Annotated in this window: 16 protein-coding genes; 6 read left to right on the top strand and 10 right to left on the bottom strand. The window is 61.4% G+C overall.

The window, feature by feature from the left end; all coding sequences use genetic code 11:
* Nucleotides 1-367: 367 nt before the first annotated feature.
* The 3 genes from AB5Y94_RS22305 (at nucleotide 368) to katG (ending at nucleotide 6,897) form a co-directional block, all read left to right on the top strand.
* Nucleotides 368-1,690, top strand: a complete 1,323-nt coding sequence (locus AB5Y94_RS22305) for a YjiH family protein (RefSeq protein WP_368206618.1) — start codon at nucleotides 368-370, stop codon at nucleotides 1,688-1,690.
* Nucleotides 1,691-2,273: 583 nt separating this feature from the next.
* Nucleotides 2,274-3,962, top strand: a complete 1,689-nt coding sequence (locus tag AB5Y94_RS22300) for an ArnT family glycosyltransferase (RefSeq protein WP_368206617.1) — start codon at nucleotides 2,274-2,276, stop codon at nucleotides 3,960-3,962.
* Between the two features lie 748 nt (nucleotides 3,963-4,710).
* Nucleotides 4,711-6,897 (top strand): catalase/peroxidase HPI, encoded by a 2,187-nt coding sequence (gene katG, locus AB5Y94_RS22295; RefSeq protein ID WP_368206616.1) that lies wholly within the window; start codon nucleotides 4,711-4,713, stop codon nucleotides 6,895-6,897.
* Nucleotides 6,898-7,365: 468 nt separating this feature from the next.
* Here the strand turns inward: katG and AB5Y94_RS22290 are convergent, their stop codons facing one another.
* From AB5Y94_RS22290 to AB5Y94_RS22275, 4 genes are all read right to left on the bottom strand, one after another.
* Nucleotides 7,366-7,695: a YbaB/EbfC family nucleoid-associated protein gene (locus AB5Y94_RS22290; RefSeq protein ID WP_005301028.1), complete on the bottom strand. Its 330-nt coding sequence runs from the start codon at nucleotides 7,693-7,695 to the stop codon at nucleotides 7,366-7,368.
* Between the two features lie 113 nt (nucleotides 7,696-7,808).
* Nucleotides 7,809-10,355 (bottom strand): DNA polymerase III subunit gamma/tau, encoded by a 2,547-nt coding sequence (gene dnaX / locus AB5Y94_RS22285; RefSeq protein ID WP_368206615.1) that lies wholly within the window; start codon nucleotides 10,353-10,355, stop codon nucleotides 7,809-7,811.
* Nucleotides 10,356-10,539: 184 nt separating this feature from the next.
* Nucleotides 10,540-11,085 (bottom strand): adenine phosphoribosyltransferase, encoded by a 546-nt coding sequence (gene apt, locus AB5Y94_RS22280; protein ID WP_005301034.1) that lies wholly within the window; start codon nucleotides 11,083-11,085, stop codon nucleotides 10,540-10,542.
* A gap of 131 nt (nucleotides 11,086-11,216) precedes the next feature.
* Nucleotides 11,217-11,594 carry a YbaN family protein gene (locus AB5Y94_RS22275; protein WP_206867000.1) on the bottom strand — a complete coding sequence of 126 codons (378 nt, stop codon included), beginning with the start codon at nucleotides 11,592-11,594 and terminating at the stop codon, nucleotides 11,217-11,219.
* A gap of 178 nt (nucleotides 11,595-11,772) precedes the next feature.
* On the opposite strand from AB5Y94_RS22275, the gene dusC reads away from it, so the two are divergent.
* From dusC to AB5Y94_RS22260, 3 genes are all read left to right on the top strand, one after another.
* A complete protein-coding gene (dusC, locus tag AB5Y94_RS22270; RefSeq protein WP_368206614.1) occupies nucleotides 11,773-12,717 on the top strand; it encodes a tRNA dihydrouridine(16) synthase DusC in 945 nt (314 codons plus the stop codon).
* Nucleotides 12,718-12,814: 97 nt separating this feature from the next.
* Nucleotides 12,815-13,183 carry a TraR/DksA C4-type zinc finger protein gene (locus tag AB5Y94_RS22265; protein ID WP_005301043.1) on the top strand — a complete coding sequence of 123 codons (369 nt, stop codon included), beginning with the start codon at nucleotides 12,815-12,817 and terminating at the stop codon, nucleotides 13,181-13,183.
* A 94-nt stretch (nucleotides 13,184-13,277) separates the two neighbouring features.
* On the top strand, nucleotides 13,278-14,045 hold the full coding sequence (locus AB5Y94_RS22260; protein ID WP_368206613.1) for a substrate-binding periplasmic protein: 768 nt from the start codon (nucleotides 13,278-13,280) through the stop codon (nucleotides 14,043-14,045).
* Nucleotides 14,046-14,086: 41 nt separating this feature from the next.
* Here the strand turns inward: AB5Y94_RS22260 and rnd are convergent, their stop codons facing one another.
* From rnd to AB5Y94_RS22230, 6 genes are all read right to left on the bottom strand, one after another.
* Nucleotides 14,087-15,199 carry a ribonuclease D gene (gene rnd, locus AB5Y94_RS22255; RefSeq protein WP_368206612.1) on the bottom strand — a complete coding sequence of 371 codons (1,113 nt, stop codon included), beginning with the start codon at nucleotides 15,197-15,199 and terminating at the stop codon, nucleotides 14,087-14,089.
* A 96-nt stretch (nucleotides 15,200-15,295) separates the two neighbouring features.
* A complete protein-coding gene (gene fadD / locus AB5Y94_RS22250) occupies nucleotides 15,296-16,972 on the bottom strand; it encodes a long-chain-fatty-acid--CoA ligase FadD (RefSeq protein WP_010633942.1) in 1,677 nt (558 codons plus the stop codon).
* 198 nt (nucleotides 16,973-17,170) lie between these two features.
* Nucleotides 17,171-18,037 carry an alpha/beta hydrolase gene (locus tag AB5Y94_RS22245; protein ID WP_362816329.1) on the bottom strand — a complete coding sequence of 289 codons (867 nt, stop codon included), beginning with the start codon at nucleotides 18,035-18,037 and terminating at the stop codon, nucleotides 17,171-17,173.
* Between the two features lie 9 nt (nucleotides 18,038-18,046).
* Nucleotides 18,047-18,562, bottom strand: coding sequence for a Slp family lipoprotein (locus AB5Y94_RS22240; protein WP_065017116.1), 516 nt, complete (start codon nucleotides 18,560-18,562; stop codon nucleotides 18,047-18,049).
* Nucleotides 18,563-18,657: 95 nt separating this feature from the next.
* Nucleotides 18,658-19,359, bottom strand: coding sequence for a tRNA (adenosine(37)-N6)-threonylcarbamoyltransferase complex dimerization subunit type 1 TsaB (gene tsaB / locus AB5Y94_RS22235; protein WP_368206611.1), 702 nt, complete (start codon nucleotides 19,357-19,359; stop codon nucleotides 18,658-18,660).
* Between the two features lie 157 nt (nucleotides 19,360-19,516).
* A complete protein-coding gene (locus AB5Y94_RS22230; protein ID WP_226008463.1) occupies nucleotides 19,517-21,427 on the bottom strand; it encodes an ATP-dependent DNA helicase in 1,911 nt (636 codons plus the stop codon).
* Nucleotides 21,428-21,482 lie beyond the last annotated feature (55 nt).

Raw genomic sequence — 21,482 nt, 5'->3', positions numbered from 1 at the left:
GATGCGACAATGGTGCAACAAAGCAGCCCTCTCATGCCATTTGCTGCGACAAGTTGCCCAGGGGTGCCAATCAACGCGACTATGTCACTCCACAGACCTGGTTATTCTGGGCCTCTCCACGCCTAAGCGCCCGCCACCTCTCGCCCTCGGCCATGCAGGCCCCCTGCCCGACCGATCTCTGCGCCCCTGATCATTTATCAAATCCAACCGACTCCCTTTGCCGCCAACCTCATCGCTTACTCGCTGTCGTCGCCGCTCAAGGTGTTTCATTTTGGTTAATTTTGTGTTTAATTCACTCCTGAAACACTTAATGTATATACAAATAACAACCCGACACACGGACTGACACCCACCGCAAGGAGCAGGTATGGAATCGGACAACCTACTGTTAACCCCCATGAAGCCAGGCGCAGGCATCAAGCTGCTGCTGACCAGTCTGCTGGGCATCGCCATCTTCTTCATTCCGGTCGAGCTGGGGGGGCGCAGCACCATAGTGGTGGATCATCTGGCCGGCCTGGTGATAGCCCAACGCCCCCTGGCGACCGGCCTCATCCTGCTGCTGATCGGGTATGGTGCCGTGATGCCTTTGCTCGATGGCCGCTGGCGTGCGCGCCCCATCGATAGGGTATTGAGCCTGTTCAAGCTGCTGGGCTTGGGAGTGGCCTTGATCTATGTCACCGGGATAGGGCCGGCCTGGTTGATGACCCCGGATCGACTGCCTTTTCTGTTCGACAAGCTGGCCATGTCGGTGGGCCTCATCGTGCCCATCGGCGCCATGGCCCTCACCTTTTTGCTCGGCTTCGGTCTGCTGGAGCTTATCGGCGTATTGATGCAGCCCGTGATGCGTCCCCTCTGGCGCACGCCAGGCCACTCCGCCATTGATGCCGTGGCCTCGTTCGTCGGCAGCTACTCGGTGGGTCTGCTCATTACCAACCGGGTTTTCCTGGCAGGCAAGTACACGGTGCGCGAAGCCGTCATCATCGCCACCGGCTTCTCTACCGTGTCGGCCGCCTTCATGATCATCGTGGCCAAGACCCTTGGCCTGATGGCGCAGTGGAATTTCTACTTCTGGTCCACCCTGATCATCACCTTCATCATCACCGCCATCCTGGCGCGCGTGCCTCCCATCGCCACCATGGCTCATGAAGGCGACACCGACGAACCCTTGCCTGCCGGCCAACGCCGCTGGCAAGCGGCCATGGCTGCCGGGCTCACCCAATCCAGCCAGGCCGAACCCTTGCTGAGCCAACTGCGGGACAACCTCAGGGACGGTCTTCACATGGCTGCCGCCGTGGTGCCGACCATACTGTCGGTCGGTTTGCTGGGCCTGCTGCTGGCCCAGCACACCCCCCTGTTCGATCTGATAGGCTGGCTGCTCTGGCCGCTCACCTGGCTGCTCGATCTGGGAGAGCCGCTGGCTACCGCCAAGGCGCTCTCGGCCGGTCTGGCGGAGATGTTCCTGCCGGCCATCCTGCTCAAGGATGCAGATTTGCTGGTGCGCTATGTCGCGGCCGTGGTCTCGGTCAGCTCGGTGCTCTTTTTCTCGGCCTCCATCCCCTGCATCCTGGCCACCCGGATCCCGGTGAGTGTGGGACAACTGGTGGTGATCTGGCTGCTGCGTACCCTGCTTGGCATTGTGCTGGCTGCGCTTTGCGGTCGCCTTGCCATTGCACTCGGCTGGCTGGCGTGAAGACTCGAAGAGGATCGCGCATCAGCACGTTGGCTGAAACACTAAACAGGGAGGCAAGCCTCCCTGTTTATTTAATTTATCGACCCCCTCTCCAACACTGAAAATAATACATGGCCAGCCCATTCACGATCATCAAATTGATACCGTCTGAGCATCACCAATAATGAACAACAATGGGTCAGGCACATGATGGCCGCTTGAAAAATTTATAAACAATAGATATCCATTTAAAAAAATATGGCGAGCGTGACCAAGGCAAGTCTTGAATCAGGCCTGTCATGTCGCCCGCGAGCTCACGGTGACAGCTACGTCAGCCCCGCAGCAGGCCTCAATGCAGCCGTCTTTTAGGTTGACGAACCAACCTGACAGCAGAACAGCAGTACCCCATTTTTATTTTTACAGGCAATATTTGGTAACAACTTCCTCATTATCATTCCCCCATGGCTGTGATACTACAGTTGACTGCCGATCTCTTATTTTTGGTGACACAAATTAAATATGGATATTGTCATGACACATCATCGCCATGCATTTTTCGACAGGGTCGACAGGCAACCTCAATTCATGCGGTCAGGAGGGTCTCATGCTGCCCACTAGACCCGCAGTCGAGACTCATCTCGGTGCCTTGCTCCTCATGGTCTTCGTCATCGTGCTGATGGGTCAGTTTGGCCACCAGCTATGGACGCCAGACGAACCTCGCGAAGCCGCCATCGCCTGGGAAATGTTCAACAGCCGTGAGCTGGCTATCCCGACCCTGGCCGGCAGCAGCTTCATCGAAAAACCCCCACTCTATTACATTCTGGCCATCCCCTTGCTGGCCCTGCTGCACGATACCCTGGGCATCACGGCAACGCTTCGTCTGGTGGGGGCTCTCTGGGCCCTGGGCACACTGCTGTTCACCGGCCTGCTGGCCAAGCGGGTATTGGGTTCCGGCACTGCGGCGCTCTGGTCGGTCATTGCACTGGGAACCATGGAAGGCTTCATCATGAACAGCCACTGGATCCGGGTAGACACCAGCCTCGCCTTTTTCGTCGCCTTCACCATGTGGGCATTCGCCGAATGGTACCTGGGTGCTCGATCACGGATGCTCTGGTGCGCAGGGCTCGGTCTCTCCCTCTGTTTTCTGGTCAAGGGGCCCATCGGCCCCATCACCCTCTTCTTTGGCTGGCTGGCGCTGTTCATCCCGGCACTCAGGCGTCATCTTGCCGCTAACGAGGGAGGCCGTTTCGTAATGCAGCACCTCGGCATGAGCCTGCTGTTCGTCATGCCCATTGCAGGCTGGCTGCTAGCCCTGTGGCAACATCCCGAGGGAGACGCGCTCTGGCAACAGTGGTTCTGGCAAAATCAGGTGGGCAGGTTGACAGGCAGCGCCGCCGAACTGGGCCACATCAAGTCCGGCGAATACTTCTTCTACCTTGCCGGGCTGACTGAATACACCCTGCCCTGGCTACCCCTCGTGCTCTATTGGGGCTGGCAAACCATCAGGCAGAAACAGTGGAGCGCCTCCCGCCTGTTTCTGCTCATCTGGACAGTGGGCACCCTGCTGTTGCTCAGCGTGGCCTCCACCAAACGGACCCTCTACCTCTTTCCGCTGATGCCGGTCTTTGCCATGATGATCGGGCAACTGAGTCTCAGCTGGCCTCGCTGGCTGAATGGCTATGGCCGTGGCTGGACCCTGTTCATGTTCCTGTTCGCTCTGGCCCTGCTCATGGCCCCTTTCTACCTGCCGCTGCTGCCGGTGGAGATCCCCGACCAGACCCTTTCCGTCATCAGCACCCTCGGCTGGCGTCATGTGCTGGCGGCGGTATTGCTTATTTTCGCGGCCGAACAGTTGTGGCGCTGGCGTGAAATTGAGGGATCCACCCTGCTGGCCAGTGCATCCGGCATCATGTTCTTGCTGGCATTTACCCTGGCCTATCCCGCCATTGATGCCGCCAAAGCGATGAAAGGCGATACAGAACGTTTCTTGCTGAAGATCCCCATCGAGCAGCGCGCCCGGATTGCCGGCTGGAACTTTGGTGAAACCGAGCGGGGACTCTTTTCGGTGTACGGCGACTGGCAGATCAAAAACGTCGACACGGCGCGGCTTCATGACATTTTGACTTGCCGTGACCCCATCTTCACCAGCCTGCTCATCAATCAGGACGACAAGAACTTCCAGCTGGCCAGCTTGCTGGCCGGGCATACCTACCGATTGCTGGCCACGGGACACCCCAGAGTGGACAGAGATGCCCGCGCCATCTACTGGGTTAAGGGGCGCTGCGACCATTGATGAATTGCACGGAGATAGACCCCATCGGAGAAAGGCCATTGAGATAGACGCTGGCTCAAGGTGGCCAGTCAATTTGCCAACGCCGGTTGAACAGCCTGCTCCAGCATCACCAGATCAGGCCGCATAAAGTAAAGAAGCAGGACTATCGCACTCCTGGCTTCTTTGCTTTTTACGCGCTTACCCGTGCTCAACACCTGTCAACATGACACGCCTGCACATTATTCCCTTGCCAATGTCCTTCATATAAGAATCGCAGCCGAAAACCCGGCCATGATTGCTTGCCCGGGCTATCAACATGACCGGCTTTTTAATGAAGAGCTCCCTCCGCCATCAATTCGATTCAACCAGGTGCCCTCGGTTCAGGCTATAGACATTGAGTATTCAATAAAGAGTCGTGATCAGATAGCCTGCGATAAGGCGCAGACTCTTCACGCCCCCGCTCATCCATGACCGGGCTGAGGCAAGGCGCCGGTTCGACGCTCAACTATCATCTATGTCTCCACGATTTGACCATACTGACAGGCAGCCAAAGATGACGCGCATGTCTGCACGCCGGCGCTCTCGTGTGCAAGGGAGTCACGGGTGGTTCAAGCAGAAATTGTCGCATGAAAGCTGATCTTCAATCGCCATTGCCGATGAATGCCAGAGTTTTAACCTTATGTTCAGTAACGCTATTTCAGAGTTAGATTGATCTTAGGAACGAAGAGCACTGTTTCACCGTCATAACGTTAATAAGAGGACATAGTGAATGGACAAACACACTCATGGGGCCGGTCAGTGCCCTTTTGCACACGGAGCCAATACTTCCGCCGGCCAGGAGCCTCAAGTTTGGTGGCCCAATGCCCTCAACCTCGACATCCTGCACCAACATGACCGCAAGACCAATCCGATGGATGAGTCTTTCAATTATGCTGATGCCTTCAGCAGCCTCGATTACGACGCCCTCAAGACCGACCTCCATGCCCTGATGACCGACAGCCAGCCCTGGTGGCCGGCCGACTGGGGGCACTACGGCGGCCTGATGATCCGTATGGCCTGGCACTCCGCAGGCAGCTATCGTGCCACCGATGGCCGTGGCGGTGCCAACACCGGCAACCAGCGTTTCGCTCCCCTCAACAGCTGGCCAGACAACGGCAACCTCGACAAGGCACGCCGCCTGCTGTGGCCCATCAAACAGAAATACGGCAACAAGATCTCCTGGGCCGACCTGATGATCCTGGCGGGCAACGTCGCTTATGAATCCATGGGGCTCAAGACCTTTGGTTTTGCCGGTGGCCGCGAGGACATCTGGCATCCGGAAAAAGATGTCTACTGGGGCTCCGAGAAAGAGTGGCTGGCGCCGAGCGGCAGTGAAGGGAGCCGTTACAGTGGTGAACGGGACCTGGAGAACCCGCTGGCCGCGGTGATGATGGGGCTTATTTACGTCAACCCGGAAGGGGTGGATGGCAACCCTGATCCCCTGAAAACCGCCCACGACATGCGCGTCACCTTTGCCCGCATGGGGATGAATGACGAAGAGACCGTCGCCCTCACCGCCGGTGGCCACACTGTCGGCAAGGCCCACGGTAACGGCAGCGCTGCCAAATTGGGGCCCGCCCCAGAAGGGGCGGATGTGCATGAACAGGGGCTTGGCTGGATCAACCACGAGAGCCGCGGCATCGGCCGCGACACGGTCACCAGCGGGATCGAGGGTGCCTGGACCAGCAATCCGACTCGCTGGGACAACGGCTACTTCAAGATGCTGCTGGGCCATGACTGGTGGCTCAAGAAGAGCCCGGCCGGTGCCTGGCAGTGGGAGCCCGTCGCCATCAAGGAGGAAGATCGCCCGGTGGACGTGGAAGACCCCTCCCTGCGCTGCAACCCCATCATGACGGACGCAGACATGGCACTGCGCTTTGACCCCGTCTACCGGGAGATCTCCGAGCGCTTCGCAGCGGATCAAGACCTCTTCTCCGACGCCTTTGCCCGCGCCTGGTTCAAGCTGACCCACCGTGACATGGGGCCGCGCAGCCGCTATCTGGGGCCAGAAGTGCCGAGCGAAGTCATGGTGTGGCAGGATCCGGTGCCGGCGGTGAATTACCAGCTCTCCGAGCAGGAGGTGAGCGAGCTCAAGGGCAAGCTGCTGGCCTGCGGCGTGGCGCCAGCCGATTTGATCGCCACCGCCTGGGACAGTGCCCGCACCTTCCGCGGCTCCGATTATCGCGGCGGAGCCAACGGTGCTCGTATTCGTCTTGCGCCGATGAAGGAGTGGGAAGGCAACGAACCGACTCGCCTCGAGAAGGTGCTCAACGCCCTGACTGCCCTGCAAGCCACCCTGAACAAGCCGGTCAGCATCGCCGACCTGATTGTGCTGGGCGGCAGCGCAGCGGTAGAGCAGGCGGCCAAGCTGGCCGGCGTTGATATCGTCGTCCCCTTTGCACCGGGCCGCGGCGATGCCAGTGCCGATCAGACCGATGCCGAGTCGTTTGCCTTCCTGGAGCCGGTGCACGATGGTTTCCGCAACTGGCAGAAGGGACACTACAAGGTGCAGCCGGAAGAGATGCTGCTCGACCGCGCCCAGCTGCTGGGGCTCACCGCCCGCGAGATGACAGTGCTGGTCGGCGGTATGCGGGTGCTTGGCACCAACTATGGCGGCTCGGCCCATGGCGTCTTTACCGACCGGGTCGGGGTGCTCAGCAACGACTTCTTCGTCAACCTGACCGACATGGCCTATAGCTGGCAGCCGACTGGCCGCAACAGCTACCAGATCGTGGATCGTCAGAGCGGCGCAGTGAAGTGGACCGCCACCCGGGTTGACCTGGTGTTTGGCTCCAACTCGGTGCTGCGTGCCTACGCCGAGGTCTATGCCCAGCAAGATGGCAAGGAGAAGTTCGTGCGCGACTTCGTCAAGGCCTGGGTCAAGGTGATGAACAACGACCGTTTCGACCTGAAATAATCCGCCAGGTCCGTAGAAATAACGCCAGCCGCGAGGCTGGCGTTCTTTTTTGTCGGCACGCGCCGCCAGCGGCGGTGCATCAGCCCCCTCACGAACGAGGTACAGGCAAGTGAAGCAAGAGGGGGCGGAAGGGATACAAGCAGAGAATACAGGCCTTGCACCGATTCGATGTGGTGCGCGACGTGACAGACGTGGACCCCTACTCATAAAAACGCAGCTGACACGGGGAAAGTGTCAGCTGCGTCATGACTACTCGCGATGCATCCGGATGGTGAAGGCATTTGAATCGCTGCACAAGCCACTGGCTGACAACGGGAGGAAATCACCTGCCCCATCCTGGCCCATGGGTCGGCAACGACGCTCCAGCGTTACCGGAGAGAGTTGACCGGGAAGTCGGGGCAAGTGCCCCATCACGACCGACGGGCAGACCATCACGCGCAGCCTATTGCTGCGACTGGAAATGAGTCCTTAAAAGGGCATCTTGAAACCGGGAGGCAGTTGCATGCCGCCGGTCAGCTCGCCCATCTTGGCCTTGTTCTGCTCTTCGACGCGACGCACGGCATCGTTGACGGCCGCAGCCACCAGATCTTCCAGCATCTCTTTGTCATCTTCCATCAGGCTCGGGTCGATTTCGATGCGACGCACACTGTGGCTGCCGGCCATGGTGACCTTGACCATGCCAGCGCCGGCTTCACCGACTACTTCCATCTGGGCAAGCTGCTCTTGCATCTTCTGCATGCGCTCTTGCATCTGTTGGGCCTGTTTCATCAGGTTCCCCATTCCACCTTTACCAAACATATGTCGTCTCTCGTCTTGAAATCCGGCATCCAGCGCCGGGCCGTGGGTTTACCCGTCCTAAGTGGGGACGGCCAAACCGTTTTTCAACCGGGCACCAGGCCCGGATGGTGTGATCAGTTGCTCAGCGGCTCTATGCTGTCGTGGTGCAGCATGGCGCCAAACCGCTGTTGCAAGAATTGCACGTTGGGATCCTGCTCCAGATCCCGGGTGACCTGCTCCCGCACCCCGAGGTAGAGGCGGTGCTCAATCTCGAGCGGGGTTTCCCGCTCGGGCACCACGCCCAGGGTGACGTTCACCTGTACCGCAAGCCCCAGCTCGGGGCCGATGATCTCGGCCAGATCGGCGCGCGCCCTGTCGCTCACCAGATGGCGCTGCTCGGGTTTGAGAGTCAGCAGCACCTTGTCGCCCTGCTGCTCCATCACCGAATTGATGGCCAGCTGGCGCAGGCGGCCGCCCACACCGGTGCGGGCAATCAGTTCGGCCCAATGGTCGCCGCAATTGGCCAGCAGCGAAGAGGGGATCAATCTGGCCGCCTCCTCACTCCCCTGCGGCTGGTTGTCGCTCTCCAGCTCGTTCCAGTCGATGGTTTCCATGACCGAGGCGGCTGGCTCGCTGATGGTCTCCTCAGGGGGCGTTGCAACGGTGGCCGGGGCACTCGGTGCAGCAACCGTCTGCCGGCCGGCACTGCCATCCAGATCCCAGGGCGGCAGATCATCCGCCTGGGGACGCGCGGCAGGCGCTGGCTGCATCACCTGGGTGGTTCGCTCCGGCAAGGGGGCACTGGCGAACGCATCGTTGAAACCCTGATTCAAATACTCTTCGTAGTCGCTGCCGCTCTCTTCATAGGCATCGAGCGGCGGCAACTCATCGTAACCTGACTGGACCGCCTGGGCAGGTGCCTGCACCCGGGGGGCACTCGGGGAGTGGGGCGCCGAGGGCGGCATGGCCGCAGCCGGTGCCACCGGTGCCGGTTTGGCGGTCGCCATCGGCTTGACCGGTGTCGCCCGGGCTGGCGCCGCACTGCCGCTCGGCTCGCCGCGCAGGCGGCTTCGCAGCAGATTGCGCTTGCCCAGCAGGCTCTGCATGCTGGCCACCGTTGAAGAGACACTCCCCTCCCCGCTGTCAGCCACTTCGTCAGCCACATTCGTTGGTACGGCGCCTTGTACGGAGGACGCGGGCTCGGCTGCGGCAGGCTGAGCCGTGGGCGCAATAGATTCGGGCGCAGCCTCATAGCCCATCTGCTCGGCCTCACGCAGCAGCTCCGCCTGCTCGGCAAACAGCGGATCCAGCTCGGCGCCGCCTTCCGGCTCCGCCATGTCAGCCACCTGTGGGTGAGGCTGGGCTGCCTGTCCGGCCTCCTGCGTCCCTTGGTGCTCGGCTGGTGCAGAAGAAGTGACCGGCGCGGGCGAGTTCGCGGCGTCGGTTGACGGAGCCTGCGGCATCATGCCGGTGGCCGGGGGTGGCTCAACCCCCTCGGGCTTTCCCAAGGTGGGGGCCGGGCTCCTCGCACCAGCGGCGGGCAGGCCACCGAGTGCCGGAGGCAGGGCCGTCAGGCTGGCGGGGTGCAGCACCTCGCGCCGGGGCGAGAAGGCCAGCATCCGCAGGCAGGTCATCTCCAGTGCGGTGCGGCCATCGGGGGCCCAGGGCAGATCCTTGCGGCCACCCAGCACGATCTGATAGCAGAGCTGCACCTCTTCCGGGCTCATGGCCTGGGCCAGCTGCAGCAGGGCATCGGCATCCGCCCCCTGCTCCTGCACGGTGGCGGGCAACAGCTGCGCCATGGCGATGCGATGGAGCAGCCCTTCCAGCTCGGCATGGAGCTGATCAAAGTCGGGGCCCAGGGTCGCTATCTCGGTGATCTTGGCCATGGTGGCGGGTGCATCCTGGCGCAGCACAGCTTCCAGCAGTTGATGCAGATGGCGGTGATCCAGGGTCCCCAGCATGGCCAGCACGCTGTCGGTGCGCACGCTGCCATTGCCGTGGGCCAGCGCCTGATCGGTCAGGCTCAGGGCATCGCGCATGCTGCCGTCCGCCGCCTTGGCCAGGGCCAGCAGGGCGCGCGGCTCGAAGGGTTGCCCCTCCTGATCCAGCACCCATTCGAGCTGCTTGGCGATCTGGGTCTGATCCAGACTCTTCAGATGAAACTGCAGGCAGCGCGAGAGGATGGTGATGGGCAGCTTCTGAGGATCCGTGGTGGCCAGCAGGAACTTCACATAGGGGGGCGGCTCTTCCAGGGTTTTCAGCAGCGCGTTGAAGCTGTGGCGCGACAACATGTGCACTTCGTCGATGAGATAGACCTTGAAACGGCCACGGGCCGGTCGGTACTGCACGTTGTCGAGCAGCTCGCGGGTATCTTCCACCTTGGTGCGTGACGCCGCGTCTATCTCCAGCAGATCGACGAAGTTGCCCTGATCGATCTCGCGGCAGGTGTCGCACACGCCGCACGGATGGCTGCTGATCCCCTGCTCGCAGTTGAGGCTCTTGGCCAGGATGCGCGCAATGGTGGTCTTGCCGACCCCGCGAGTACCGCTCAGCAGATAGGCGTGATGCAGCCGTCCCTGATCCAGGGCGTTGGTCAAGGCGGTCAGCACATGATGCTGGCCTACCACTTGTTCAAACGTATGGGGGCGCCATTTACGCGCCAGAACCTGATAGCTCATAGATCTCGATGCAGGGATGACAAGGCATTGAGGCTGGATGCTAACACAAATGCGGGGCGGGCTGTATCGGCTATCGGCCGAGGCGGGAGGGATCGCTTGAATTTCAAACCGATGCCCGCTCGGGCACCGGTTTGGACGCAGGCAACGGGCTGACGAGGCCCGTCTGCGTGATCGGACTGGCGGCTTATTCGCCCGGCAGTTCGACCAGGGAGACCACCTTGACGCCGGCGGCGGTCAGGCGGGCATCACCACCCAGCGACGGCAGGGAGATGATGAAGGCGGCATCAGCCACTTCGCCGCCGGCACGGCGGATCAGCTTGACGGTGGCATCGACGGTGCCGCCGGTAGCCAGCAGATCGTCCACCACCAGTACCTTGTCACCGGGCACGATGGCGTCGGTGTGCAGTTGCAGGGTGTCGGTGCCATATTCGAGGGCGTAGGACTCCTCGATGACGGCGCGGGGCAGCTTGCCCGGCTTGCGAACCGGCACGAAGCCCAGACCCATGGCGAAGGCAACCGGCGCGCCGAAGATGAAGCCGCGCGCTTCGGTACCGACAATCTTGGTGATCCCTTGATCACGATAGTGATTGGCCAGCAGATCGATGGTGGCCTTGAAGGCCTCGGCATTCTCGATCAGGCTGGTGATGTCGCGAAACAGAATACCCGGCTTCGGATAGTCGGGAATGGTCTTGATGCTCGCTTCGATAAATTTCAGGGTTTCCGGATTCATGGTTTGACCGTTTGTTTTTCGACGCAGATGGTCGTTTCTCTCAGCTTCCCGCCAGCGGGAAATAAAAAGGCCCGTCACGCAAAAATGACGGGCCGACTCCATAGCATTATTGCCGCAATAGCTTAGGGACTTCACTTCTCCATTGCAACTGGCTCCAGCACCGGCAGCCGCATTAACCAGGTGAGCAGGATCACCATTATAGCAATGAGCAGCAGCCTGACCCACAGCAGGGGCACCACCGCCAGCGACACCGAGAAGGAGAGCAGAATAAAGAAAATAGCGCGCCGTCTGGCATGGCGGCGAATGCCGCGATACTGCTGCCAGTCAGCAATGGGAGGTCCGAACCAGGGATGGCTTAGCAGCCAGCGATGAAAACGAGGGGACGTGCGGGCAAACAGCGCCGCCGCCAGCAGCATGAAGGGGGTGGTCGGCAACAGGGGCAGGACTATCCCGACTATCCCGGTGGCGAAGGCAAGCCAGCCCAGGGCCATCAGACACCAGCGTTTCATGGGTACTCCTCTGAATGTATCTCTGCCTTTAGCCTAACAGAGTTGGCCTGGAAGCTGACAGCCTGGCCCAGGCGGTGGCCGTCGATTGGTTTCATCGAGTGGGCAAACGGCTGACAATCCCGGCCATTGCTACTACAATCTGCGCTCTTTTTTCTCTGTTTGCCCTGCGGAACCGGTTATGCGCGTTATTTTGGCCCCCATGCAGGGGGTGCTGGATCACTTGATGCGGGAGGTGCTCACCTCCGTCAACGACTACGACCTCTGCGTCAGCGAATTCATCCGGGTGGTCGATCAGCTGCTGCCCGCCAAGGTGTTCCATCGCCTCTGCCCCGAGCTCAAGCAGGACGGCAAGACCCGGGCCGGCACCCCGGTGCGGGTACAATTGCTAGGCCAACACCCCGAATGGCTGGCCGAGAACGCGCTGCGCGCCATCGAGCTTGGCTCCCCCGGCGTCGATCTCAACTTTGGCTGCCCCGCCCCCACAGTCAACAAGAGCAAGGGGGGCGCCGTGCTGCTCAAGGAGCCCGAGACCATCTATCGCATCGTCAAGGCGGTGCGCGAAGCGGTGCCGGCCCATCTGCCGGTGAGCGCCAAGATCCGCCTCGGCTACGATGACAAGGATCTCTATCTGGAGAACGCCCAGGCGGTTCATCAGGCCGGGGCCAACGAGCTGGCCGTGCACGCCCGCACCAAGCGCGAAGGCTACAAGGCGCCGGCCCACTGGGAGTACGTGGACGCCATTCGCCGCGCACTGCCCATCCCGGTCACCGCCAACGGCGAGATCTGGAACCATGCCGATGCCCTCGCCTGCGCCCGGGTGTCCGGCTGCGATGCCCTGATGGTGGGCCGCGGCGCCATCTCGTTGCCCAACCTGGCCAACGTGATGAAGACCGGCTGTGCCCACATGAGCTGGGCCGAGGTGCTGCAGCTGATGGTGAACTACACCGAGCAGGATTTGGCGAGCGAGAAGGCCGACTACTACCCGAGTCGCATCAAGCAGTGGTTCAGCTACCTCAAGCGGGAGTATCCCGAGGCAGACCAGCTGTTTCAGGAGATCCGGGTACTCAAGGAGACCCATCCCATTCGGGACGCCCTGCTGCAGGCCGCGAAAACTGTGATCTAACCGTTCTTTACTTGACGCATATCATCTTGATAATCCTGTCGCTTCCCTATACTGCCCACAATTTGTTATTCGTCCGTTGGGGGCTAGTGTGTGTGAAATGACGCAAGCTCAGTTGGCCGTGTGGCGTGATCGCCTGCTGACTGACTGGGCGCAAGTAAGAGAAGAGCTGATCGGTCAGCTCAAAGCCTGTCGGCGTGACGAGTGGGCGGAGCAGGTGGATCACTGCGAGCGGGATCAGCTGGTCGATCTCACCAGCCGCCTCGACTTGCCCAAGGTGGAGCAGAGCGTGGCCCGGCTCAAGCGGATCGATGCCGCCCTCTGCCAGATGGATCTGGGCCTCTATGGTCTCTGCTCCGACTGCGAGGAACCGCTGGCCATCGAACGGCTGGAGCAGGACCCGACCCTGCAACGTTGCCCGCGCTGCGAAGCCCGCTATCGCAAGGGATTCCACGCCCACGAGCTCTGAGGGATGCACCTTCGTGCATCCTTTCCCCCGGGCTGGTCAGCCCGACATTTCTATTCAATAATCAACAACAACCACGCTGAACAGGGATAGCTCCGTGTACAGAGTCTTGTTGTTATGGTGTTTGTGCACCGGCGCCTGGGCGCAGGAGTCACTGCAGGTGGGCTGGGCCAGCTGGCACCCGTTCAGCTTTCGCGACGAACAGCAGCAGCTGCAGGGGCTGGACATCGACCTGCTGCAAGCCATCTTCAGCCGGGCCGGCTTTAGCGCCAGCTACAGCGAGATGCCCTGGGCCCGCGTGCTGCGCGAGCTGGAGTTCGGTACCATCCAGCTCACCATGTCCGCCAACCAGACCGCCGAGCGCGAGCGCTACGCCCGCTTCAGCCTGCCCTATCGCAACGAAGAGACTGTGCTGCTGGTGCGCCGTCAGGACAGGGCGCGCTGGCAAGGGATAACCCAACTTTCGGATCTGCTGCCACGGCAGGATTTCACCATAGGGATGATGCGTGATTTTGATTACGGCACCGATTTTCGCACCTTCATGCAATCCCCCCAGATGCAGGACCGGCTGCTGGCCCGCCTGCGGATGGAACCCTTGCTCAAGCTGCTGCTGGCCGGCCGCATTCAGGGGGTGGTCATCGACCCCATGGGGCTGCAGGAGATAAGCCTGGCCGGTATCCCGCTCGATGACCTCACCCCCCTGCTCAACATCCAGCGCACACCGGTGCATCTGATGCTGAGCCGGCGCACCACCACACCAGCCCAGCTGCACCGGCTGGACGAGGCCATCCAGGCGCTGCTCACCAGCCCGGAATACACCCAGATCCTGGCCCGCTATCGTTATCAGTTGCCGCCCATCAGATGAAAAAAAACGGGCCCAGTGGGCCCGTTCTCTTGTGCGCTATCTCATTGGGCCAGCAGATGGCCCACCAGCTCAAAGCGCCAGCCCTGCAGCAGCATGGGCTTGTCGGCCCGGGCCCGCTCTTCGTCACTCATGCGCCAGCTCCAGGTGAAGTACTGGTGAATGATCTTCTTGCTGGCCACTAGTTCGGGCGGAATATTGCTGGCCTTGGCCTTCTCTTCCACCATCCCCTTGATGCGCTTGAGCTCGGCCTTGTACTGGGGGTAATCCACCAGCCGGCGAATGGGCTCGGGCCAGCCGGCGGGATCGCTCTGCTGGGCAGCGGCCACGATATCCAGCATCCGCTTGCCGTGGATCTTGATCTCGATGGGGGCCAACCCCAGCTCGTTGAGATCGCGCAGGGAGGTGGGCTTGCGCTCCGCCACCTTGAACAGGTGCAGCTCCTTGACCACGAAGTTGAGGGCCAGATCCCGGCGCACCGCCTCCTGCTGACGCCAGGCGGCCAGCTCGCGCAGGATCGCCAGCTCGCGGCGCCCCAGCTGCCAGGCGTTGACGATGTCGAGATAGGCCTGGCGGGGGTCGCTGGTCTGGGTCTTGCGGGCGGAGTGGTTCTGGCACTCCTGCTCGAACCAGGCGAACTTGCCGCTGTCACGCAGCGCCGCCATCACCTTGTCGTAGAGGGGCAGCAGATAGAAGACGTCGGCCGCCGCATACTCGAGCTGACGGGGGGTGAGCGGACGCGCCAGCCAGTCGGTACGGGCCTGATCCTTTTCCAGGGTCACGCCGAGAAACTCGTTGACCAAGGCGCCGAAGCCCACCGAGACCCCGTGGCCCAGAAAGGCTGCCGCCAGCTGGGTATCGTGCATCTGGTTGGGCAGATGGCCCGCCTGATGCTGGATGAGCTCCAGATCTTCGCCGGAGGCGTGCAAAATGGCGATCTGCCCTGCCCGACCGAGTCGCTGCCAGAGGGAGGAGAGATCCAGCGTCAAGGGATCCAGCAGCGCCAGCTGGTGGCCGTCATAGATCTGGAACAGGCCCAGCTGGGGGTAATAGGTACGGGTGCGGACGAATTCAGTATCGATGGCCAGGGGAACGTCGGCCAGGGAGGCGAGATACTGATCCAGTTCGGCTTGCTGTGAAATGAGTTGATAATGCATCTGTGCCTGCGCGTTGATCAGGGCCAAAAGAAAAAACCGTGGGCTGACCCACGGTTTTGCATAACGACGGCATGCTGCTTGGCAGCGCCACGCCGGTTACTGCTTGGCAATCTCCTCGTCGCGCAGCACGCGGCGCAGGATCTTGCCCACATTGGTCTTGGGAAGTTCGTCACGAAATTCTACCAGTTTCGGGACCTTATAGGCAGTCAGATGTTTGCGGCAGTGCGCAATAATCTCGTCTTCCAGCAGCTTTGGATCTTTCTTCACCACGAAGATCTTCACCAGCTCACCGGAAACCTTGTGCGGCACGCCGACGGCGGCCACTTCCAGCACTTTCGGGTGGAGCGCCACCACGTCTTCAATTTCGTTCGGATAGACGTTGAAACCGGAGACCAGGATCATGTCTTTCTTGCGATCGACGATCTTGAAGAAGCCCTGCTCGTCGCACACCGCGATATCGCCGGTACAGAGCCAGCCATCCTGCATCACCTCGGCGGTGGCTTCCGGCCGCTGCCAGTAACCGCTCATCACCTGCGGGCCGCGTACCTGCATCTCCCCCGGTTTGCCGAGTTCGTGGATCACCTGACCGTTGTCATCCACCAGCCGGATGTCGGTGGAGCAGACCGGCAGGCCGATGGAACCGTTGTAGTCCACCAGATCATAGGGGCAGACGCTCACCAGGGGTGAACACTCGGTCAGGCCGTAACCTTCCAGCAGCGGAGTGTCGGTCAACGCCTTCCACTGCTCGGCCACCGCCCGCTGCACCGCCATGCCGCCGCCGATGGTGAGCTTGAGCTTGTCAAACGGCATGCTCTGGAACTCGCCATTGTTGACCAGCGCGTTGAACAGGGTGTTGACCCCGGTGATGCAGGTGAAGGGGTACTTCTTGATCTCTTTGACAAAGCCCGGGATGTCGCGCGGGTTGCTGATCAGCAGGTTGTAGCCACCCAGGCGCATGAACAGCAGGCAGTTCACGGTCAGCGCGAAGACGTGGTAGAGCGGCAGCGCGGTGACCACGAACTCCTTGCCCCGCTCCAGCACAGGGCCATAGACACCGAGGCACTGCTCCACGTTGGCGATCATGTTGCGGTGGGTCAGCATGGCCCCCTTGGAGAGGCCGGTGGTGCCGCCGGTGTATTGCAGGAAGGCGAGATCGTCGTTGTTGATCTCGGGCTTGATGTACTGCAGATAACGACCCTTGGCCAGCGCCTGACGCATGGTGCTGGCGTGGGGCAGATTGTACTTGGGCACCAGCTTCTTGACGTATTTCACCACGAAGTTGACCAGGGTCCCCTTGGCCAGCCCCAGGTTGTCGCCCATGCGGGTCAAGATCACGTGCTTGACCGGGGTGTCGTAGACCACTTTTTCCAGGGTGTGGGCAAAGTTGGAGACGATGACGATGGCCTTGGCGCCGGAGTCCTTGAGCTGGTGCTCCAGCTCGCGCGGGGTATAGAGCGGGTTGACGTTGACCACTATCATGCCGGCACGCAGGATGCCGAACACAGCGATGGGGTACTGCAGCAGGTTCGGCATCATCACGGCGACCCGGTCACCCTGGCTCAGCTTGAGCTCGTTTTGCAGGTAGGCGGCAAAGGCGCGGGACTGCTCCTCAAGACGACGATAGGTAATGGTCTGCCCCATGTTGACGAAGGCAGGCTGGTCGGCAAACTCGTTCACCGACTCTTCAAACATCTCGACCAGGGAGCTGTATTGGTCTGGATTGATCTCGGCGGGCACCCCTTCTGGATAACGCTTCAGCCAGACTTTTTCCACGAACTTCTCCTGCATAACTAGCACCTGTGCGCTCACTGTGTTGCCTCCGTCCCTGTTCACATCCATTTCAAGCAGTTGTTTTAAGCTCATACTCTAATGCCGCCCATATTTACATAGGGCAACATCAATTAACAGCGAATTAACAACAGAAAAATGTGAGGGGGAAGACAAACCTAGAATTATTGAAAGCCGCCGATTCTACCGAATTTGACAAAATTTTTCGATACAAACCGCGGTCTCTGCCGAATTTTCCATATGAAAATGGTGGTTTCCCGCCAAAACGACACGCTCAATGCGTGTAAAGGCGGCATGACGCTCTCCCCACTGCACCTGCAGGCTGGCAAATCCCTCTGCGCCGGCGATAAACAGCACCGGGCAACGGATGGCCCGGATCAGCGCCTGGGCCTGCCCCTCGCTCATGCGCATGGGGGAGAGATCCCTAAGACGGGGATCGCTGCGCCAGTGCCAGCGCCCTGCCCGCGCTTCCAGCTGCCGCTCGCAGATAAGGCGTGCCGCACTCGGGGTGATGTCCGCCACCTTGCAGCGCGCCGCCACCGCCTCGTCGATGGAGGCAAAGCCCTGGGAGGCTCGCTCGCGGGTTCTGCTGCGGTTGAGGATGGCTCGGCGCAGCTGCTCCGGCACGGCGTCGTCCGGCTGACTGAGGGGTCCGAGTCCCTCCAGCAGAATGAGCCGCTCCACCTGCTCGGGGAAGACCCCAGCATAGGCGGAGGCAATCAGCGCCCCCAGGGAGTGGCCCAGCAGCACAAAACGCGACCAGCCGGCGGCCTGGGTGATCTGATAGAGATCGTCCAGCCAGTCGACAAAGACATAGGGTGTGTTCTTGTGATCCGAGCGACCGTGCCCCGGCAGATCGACACAAACGAGGTGAAAGTGAGTCAGAAAGGGGGCCAGGGGCACAAAGCTTGCGCTGTTGTCGAGCCAGCCATGCAGGGCAAGCAGCAGCGGTTTGTCCCCCTGCTCTCCCTGCGCCGGCAGGCTCTCGAGCAAGGCAACCCGGCGGCCGTCGGCCAGGGTCAGGAAGCGCTCTTGCAGCAAGGTGTTCATGCCTAGCTCCTAGCGGCGCAGCGGCCGTCTCGGCCAGTAGGGATCATAGAAGGGGTCGTAGAAGTAGGGATCCATGTAGCGGATCTCCACCTCCTTGACCGGCGGCCACAGCTTGCTGCCCGTCACCTTGAGCACCGAGAAGCGATATTTATGCTCGCCAATCTGGCTGTCCACCGGCTGGGCTATGGTGCCGAGCACCGTCAGACTGCGCCCCTTGGCATAGAGGGTCGGGTCGACAAAACCCTGCATGATGGCCAGAAAACGGCCAGGGCTCTGTTCGGTCTGCTCCGGCACCCCGTTGGACTTGAGCGGCAGATAGACCACCTCGATGACGCTCTGATCCGCCTTGTTGTGTACCGACGAGATGACGCCGCTCCAGCGGGCCGGCTTGCCTTCCAGACCGGCAAGGGCCGGCTGGTAGGCCACCAGCTGGTTGGCGGGCTCATAGGCCAGCTCTTGCGGGACCGAGCTGCAGGCACCGAGCAAGAGCCCTGCGGCCCCCATCACCATTGCACGCTTCAACATGTCACTCTCCTTGGGTCGGGCTGGGCCCGACCTCTCAACCGCCCGCGTGGGGCCTGTGTCGACCGGCATGAGCGACAAGTCTGCCACTCCTGCCCTTATTCGCGACCCGGCAGCTTCTTCCAGGTCACCTTGTCACGCAAATATACCGGGGTCGCCTGCTCGACCGCCACCGCCTCGCCGGCCAGCCAGGCGCTGCGGGCCAGCGGCAGCATGTCCTCTGCCGCCGGGAAGCGTACCTGGCTGGTCACCAGCTCGTCGGCCAGCGCCGCGAGGGTCTCGCCATAGGTCTCAAATCCGGTACCGACGCGGGTAAAGCTGCCCGGCAACGTGCCGCGGAACGCCACCAGTGCGGCGGGGCCGCTCACCATCTCTTCGCCAACCAGCTGGATGCGGCCATCGATGAGCTCATATTGGCCGAAGTAGACCTCGTCCATGCGCGCATCGATGGCGGTCAGCACCCGCTCGGCGCCGTCCAGCCGATGAGCCCCCTGTGCCATGGCGGCCAGGGTGGAGATGCCGATCAGCGGTACGCCTGCGCCCAGCGCCAGCCCCTGTGCCACGCCGATGCCGATCCGCACCCCGGTAAAGGAGCCGGGACCACGGCCGAAGGCGATGGCATCGAGCTCGTCCAAGGTTACTCCGGCCTCGTCCAACACAGCCTGAACCATGGGCAGGATTTTACGGGTGTGATCCCGCGGCGCCTCTTCCCAACGGGAGAATACCTTCTCCCCCACCAACAAGGCGGCGGAGCAGGCTTCGGTGGCGGTATCTACGGCCAGGATCTTCAACTCGTTCATGCTTTCCAATCTCTATAAAATCAGTCAATTACATAATCTGCAAGCAGGCTCTGCCAGCAGTTTTCACATTCTGGTGCGCGAATTGCGGGCCGCCTCGGCCCCTATCGGCAGCGTGGTCGTCACGCCATCGCACGGGTGAACAGCATCTTCGGCAAGCTCAGCCCTTGCGATCGAAAAAACCGCCCAGGGTGGCCAGCTCCCGGGTCCGAGGAATCGCGGGCAGGCTCTTGATAAAGGTCGCGCCGTAGGGTTTGTTGACCATGCGGGGATCACAGATGACCAGTACGCCGTGATCACTGCGATCACGGATGAGCCGCCCCACCCCCTGCTTCAAGGCAATCACCGCCTTGGGCAACTGAATATCGGCGAAGGGATCACCGCCCCTGAGCTTGCAATCATCCACCCGCGCCTTCAGCAGCGGATCGTCGGGGCTGGCAAACGGCAGCTTGTCGATGATAACACAGGAGAGCGCGGCACCCCGCACGTCGATCCCCTCCCAGAAGCTGCTGGTCGCCACCAGCACGGCGCGGCCATTCTCGACAAACTCCTTGAGCAGCCGCTGCTTGTTGTCCTCCCCCTGCAGCAACACGGTGCGACCGATCTCCCGGCGCAGCACCTCGGCCACCTGGCGCATCACCTGATGACTGGTACAGAGGAAGAAACAGCCGCCCGGCGTCTTGTTGATAAGCGGGATCATCAGGTTGGCCAGCTGCTCGCCCCGACCAAAGGCATTGGGCTCGGGCAGAAAGCGCGGCACGCACAGGCGCGCCTGCTCGCCATAATCGAACGGACTGTCGAGGATAAGCTCGGCGCTGCCGGCCAGCCCCAACTCCGCCTTGAAGTGATCAAAGCGCATGTCCACCGTCAGCGTGGCCGAGGTAAACACCCAGGCCACCTCGGGGCGCAGCACCTCGGCGCCGAAGCGCTCAGCCACCGACAGCGGGGTCAGATTGAGGGTGAAATGGAGCCGCGAGCAGTCATACCAGTAGGAGAAACCGGTCTGGTTGACCGCCAGCACCTCGCCAAGGCGAGTGCGCAGCTCGCTGATGCGTTCGAAACAGTGGTCAAGCTGCTCCCCTCGCCCCAGCGCCAGCTTCAGCACCTCGTAACACAGACCGAGGGCATCGTTGAGGCGGGCCAGCGCCTGGCCCCAGAGCGGTTGGCGCAACATGTCACGGGTGTTGCCACGACCGCCGTCCACCCCGAAGGCGAGCCGCAAGTCTTGGCTCGCGATGGCGAGCCTGTCCGCCGCCTTGCCAAGCTGACCCATGTCGTGGGCCTCGGCCCGATAGGCAAGCTGGATATCCTGCGCCAGATCCTGGATGGTGCGGCTGCCCACCGACTTGCCGAAGTAGTTGGTGGCGATCTCGGGCAGCTGGTGCGCTTCGTCAAACACGTAGAGCTGTGCTTCGGGCACCAGCTCGCCGAAACCTGTGTCTTTGACCGCCATGTCGGCGAAGAAGAGGTGATGGTTGATCACCACCACCTGGGCATCCATGGCACGGCGGCGCGCCACCACCAGATGGCAATCGTCGTAATAGGGGCAATCGCGGCCAAGGCAGTTTTCATTGGTGCTGGTGACGTGCGCGAGGATCTCGGCATTCTCCTGCAGCCCCGGAATGTCCCCCACGTCGCCGTTGTCGGTGGCGGTGGACCAGGACTTCACCTTGACCAGATCGTTGAGCACTTCGGGCTTTTGCAGGTGGGATTCGCTGAGCAACCGGTTCATCCGCTCGATGCACAGATAGTTGCTGCGCCCCTTAAGGAGAGCCACCGGCGGGGTATAGGAGAGTGCGCCGGTGATGGTCGGCAGGTCTCGATAGAAGAGCTGCTCCTGCAGGTTTTTGGAGCCGGTGCTGATCACCACCCGCTTGCCGGATTCCAGCGCCGGCACCAGATAGGCGTAGGTTTTGCCGGTACCTGTGCCCGCCTCCACCAGCAAGCGACCGTGTGACTTGATGGCGTTGGCCACCGCTTCGGCCATCTCCAGTTGCGGGGCGCGGGCGACAAAACCGTCGATGTGGCTGGCCAGAGGGCCGTCTGGCTTGAACAGGGTCTGGATGGTCAAAGGGGCGTCCCGCTGCAACAAAAAGGGGCATTATGCCAAAAAGGTGGCAAAAGCG

Source organism: Aeromonas sp. s5 (assembly GCF_040907865.1).
Taxonomy (GTDB): Bacteria; Pseudomonadota; Gammaproteobacteria; order Enterobacterales; family Aeromonadaceae; genus Aeromonas; species Aeromonas dhakensis.
This window is presented reverse-complemented; position numbering and strand designations above follow the sequence as displayed.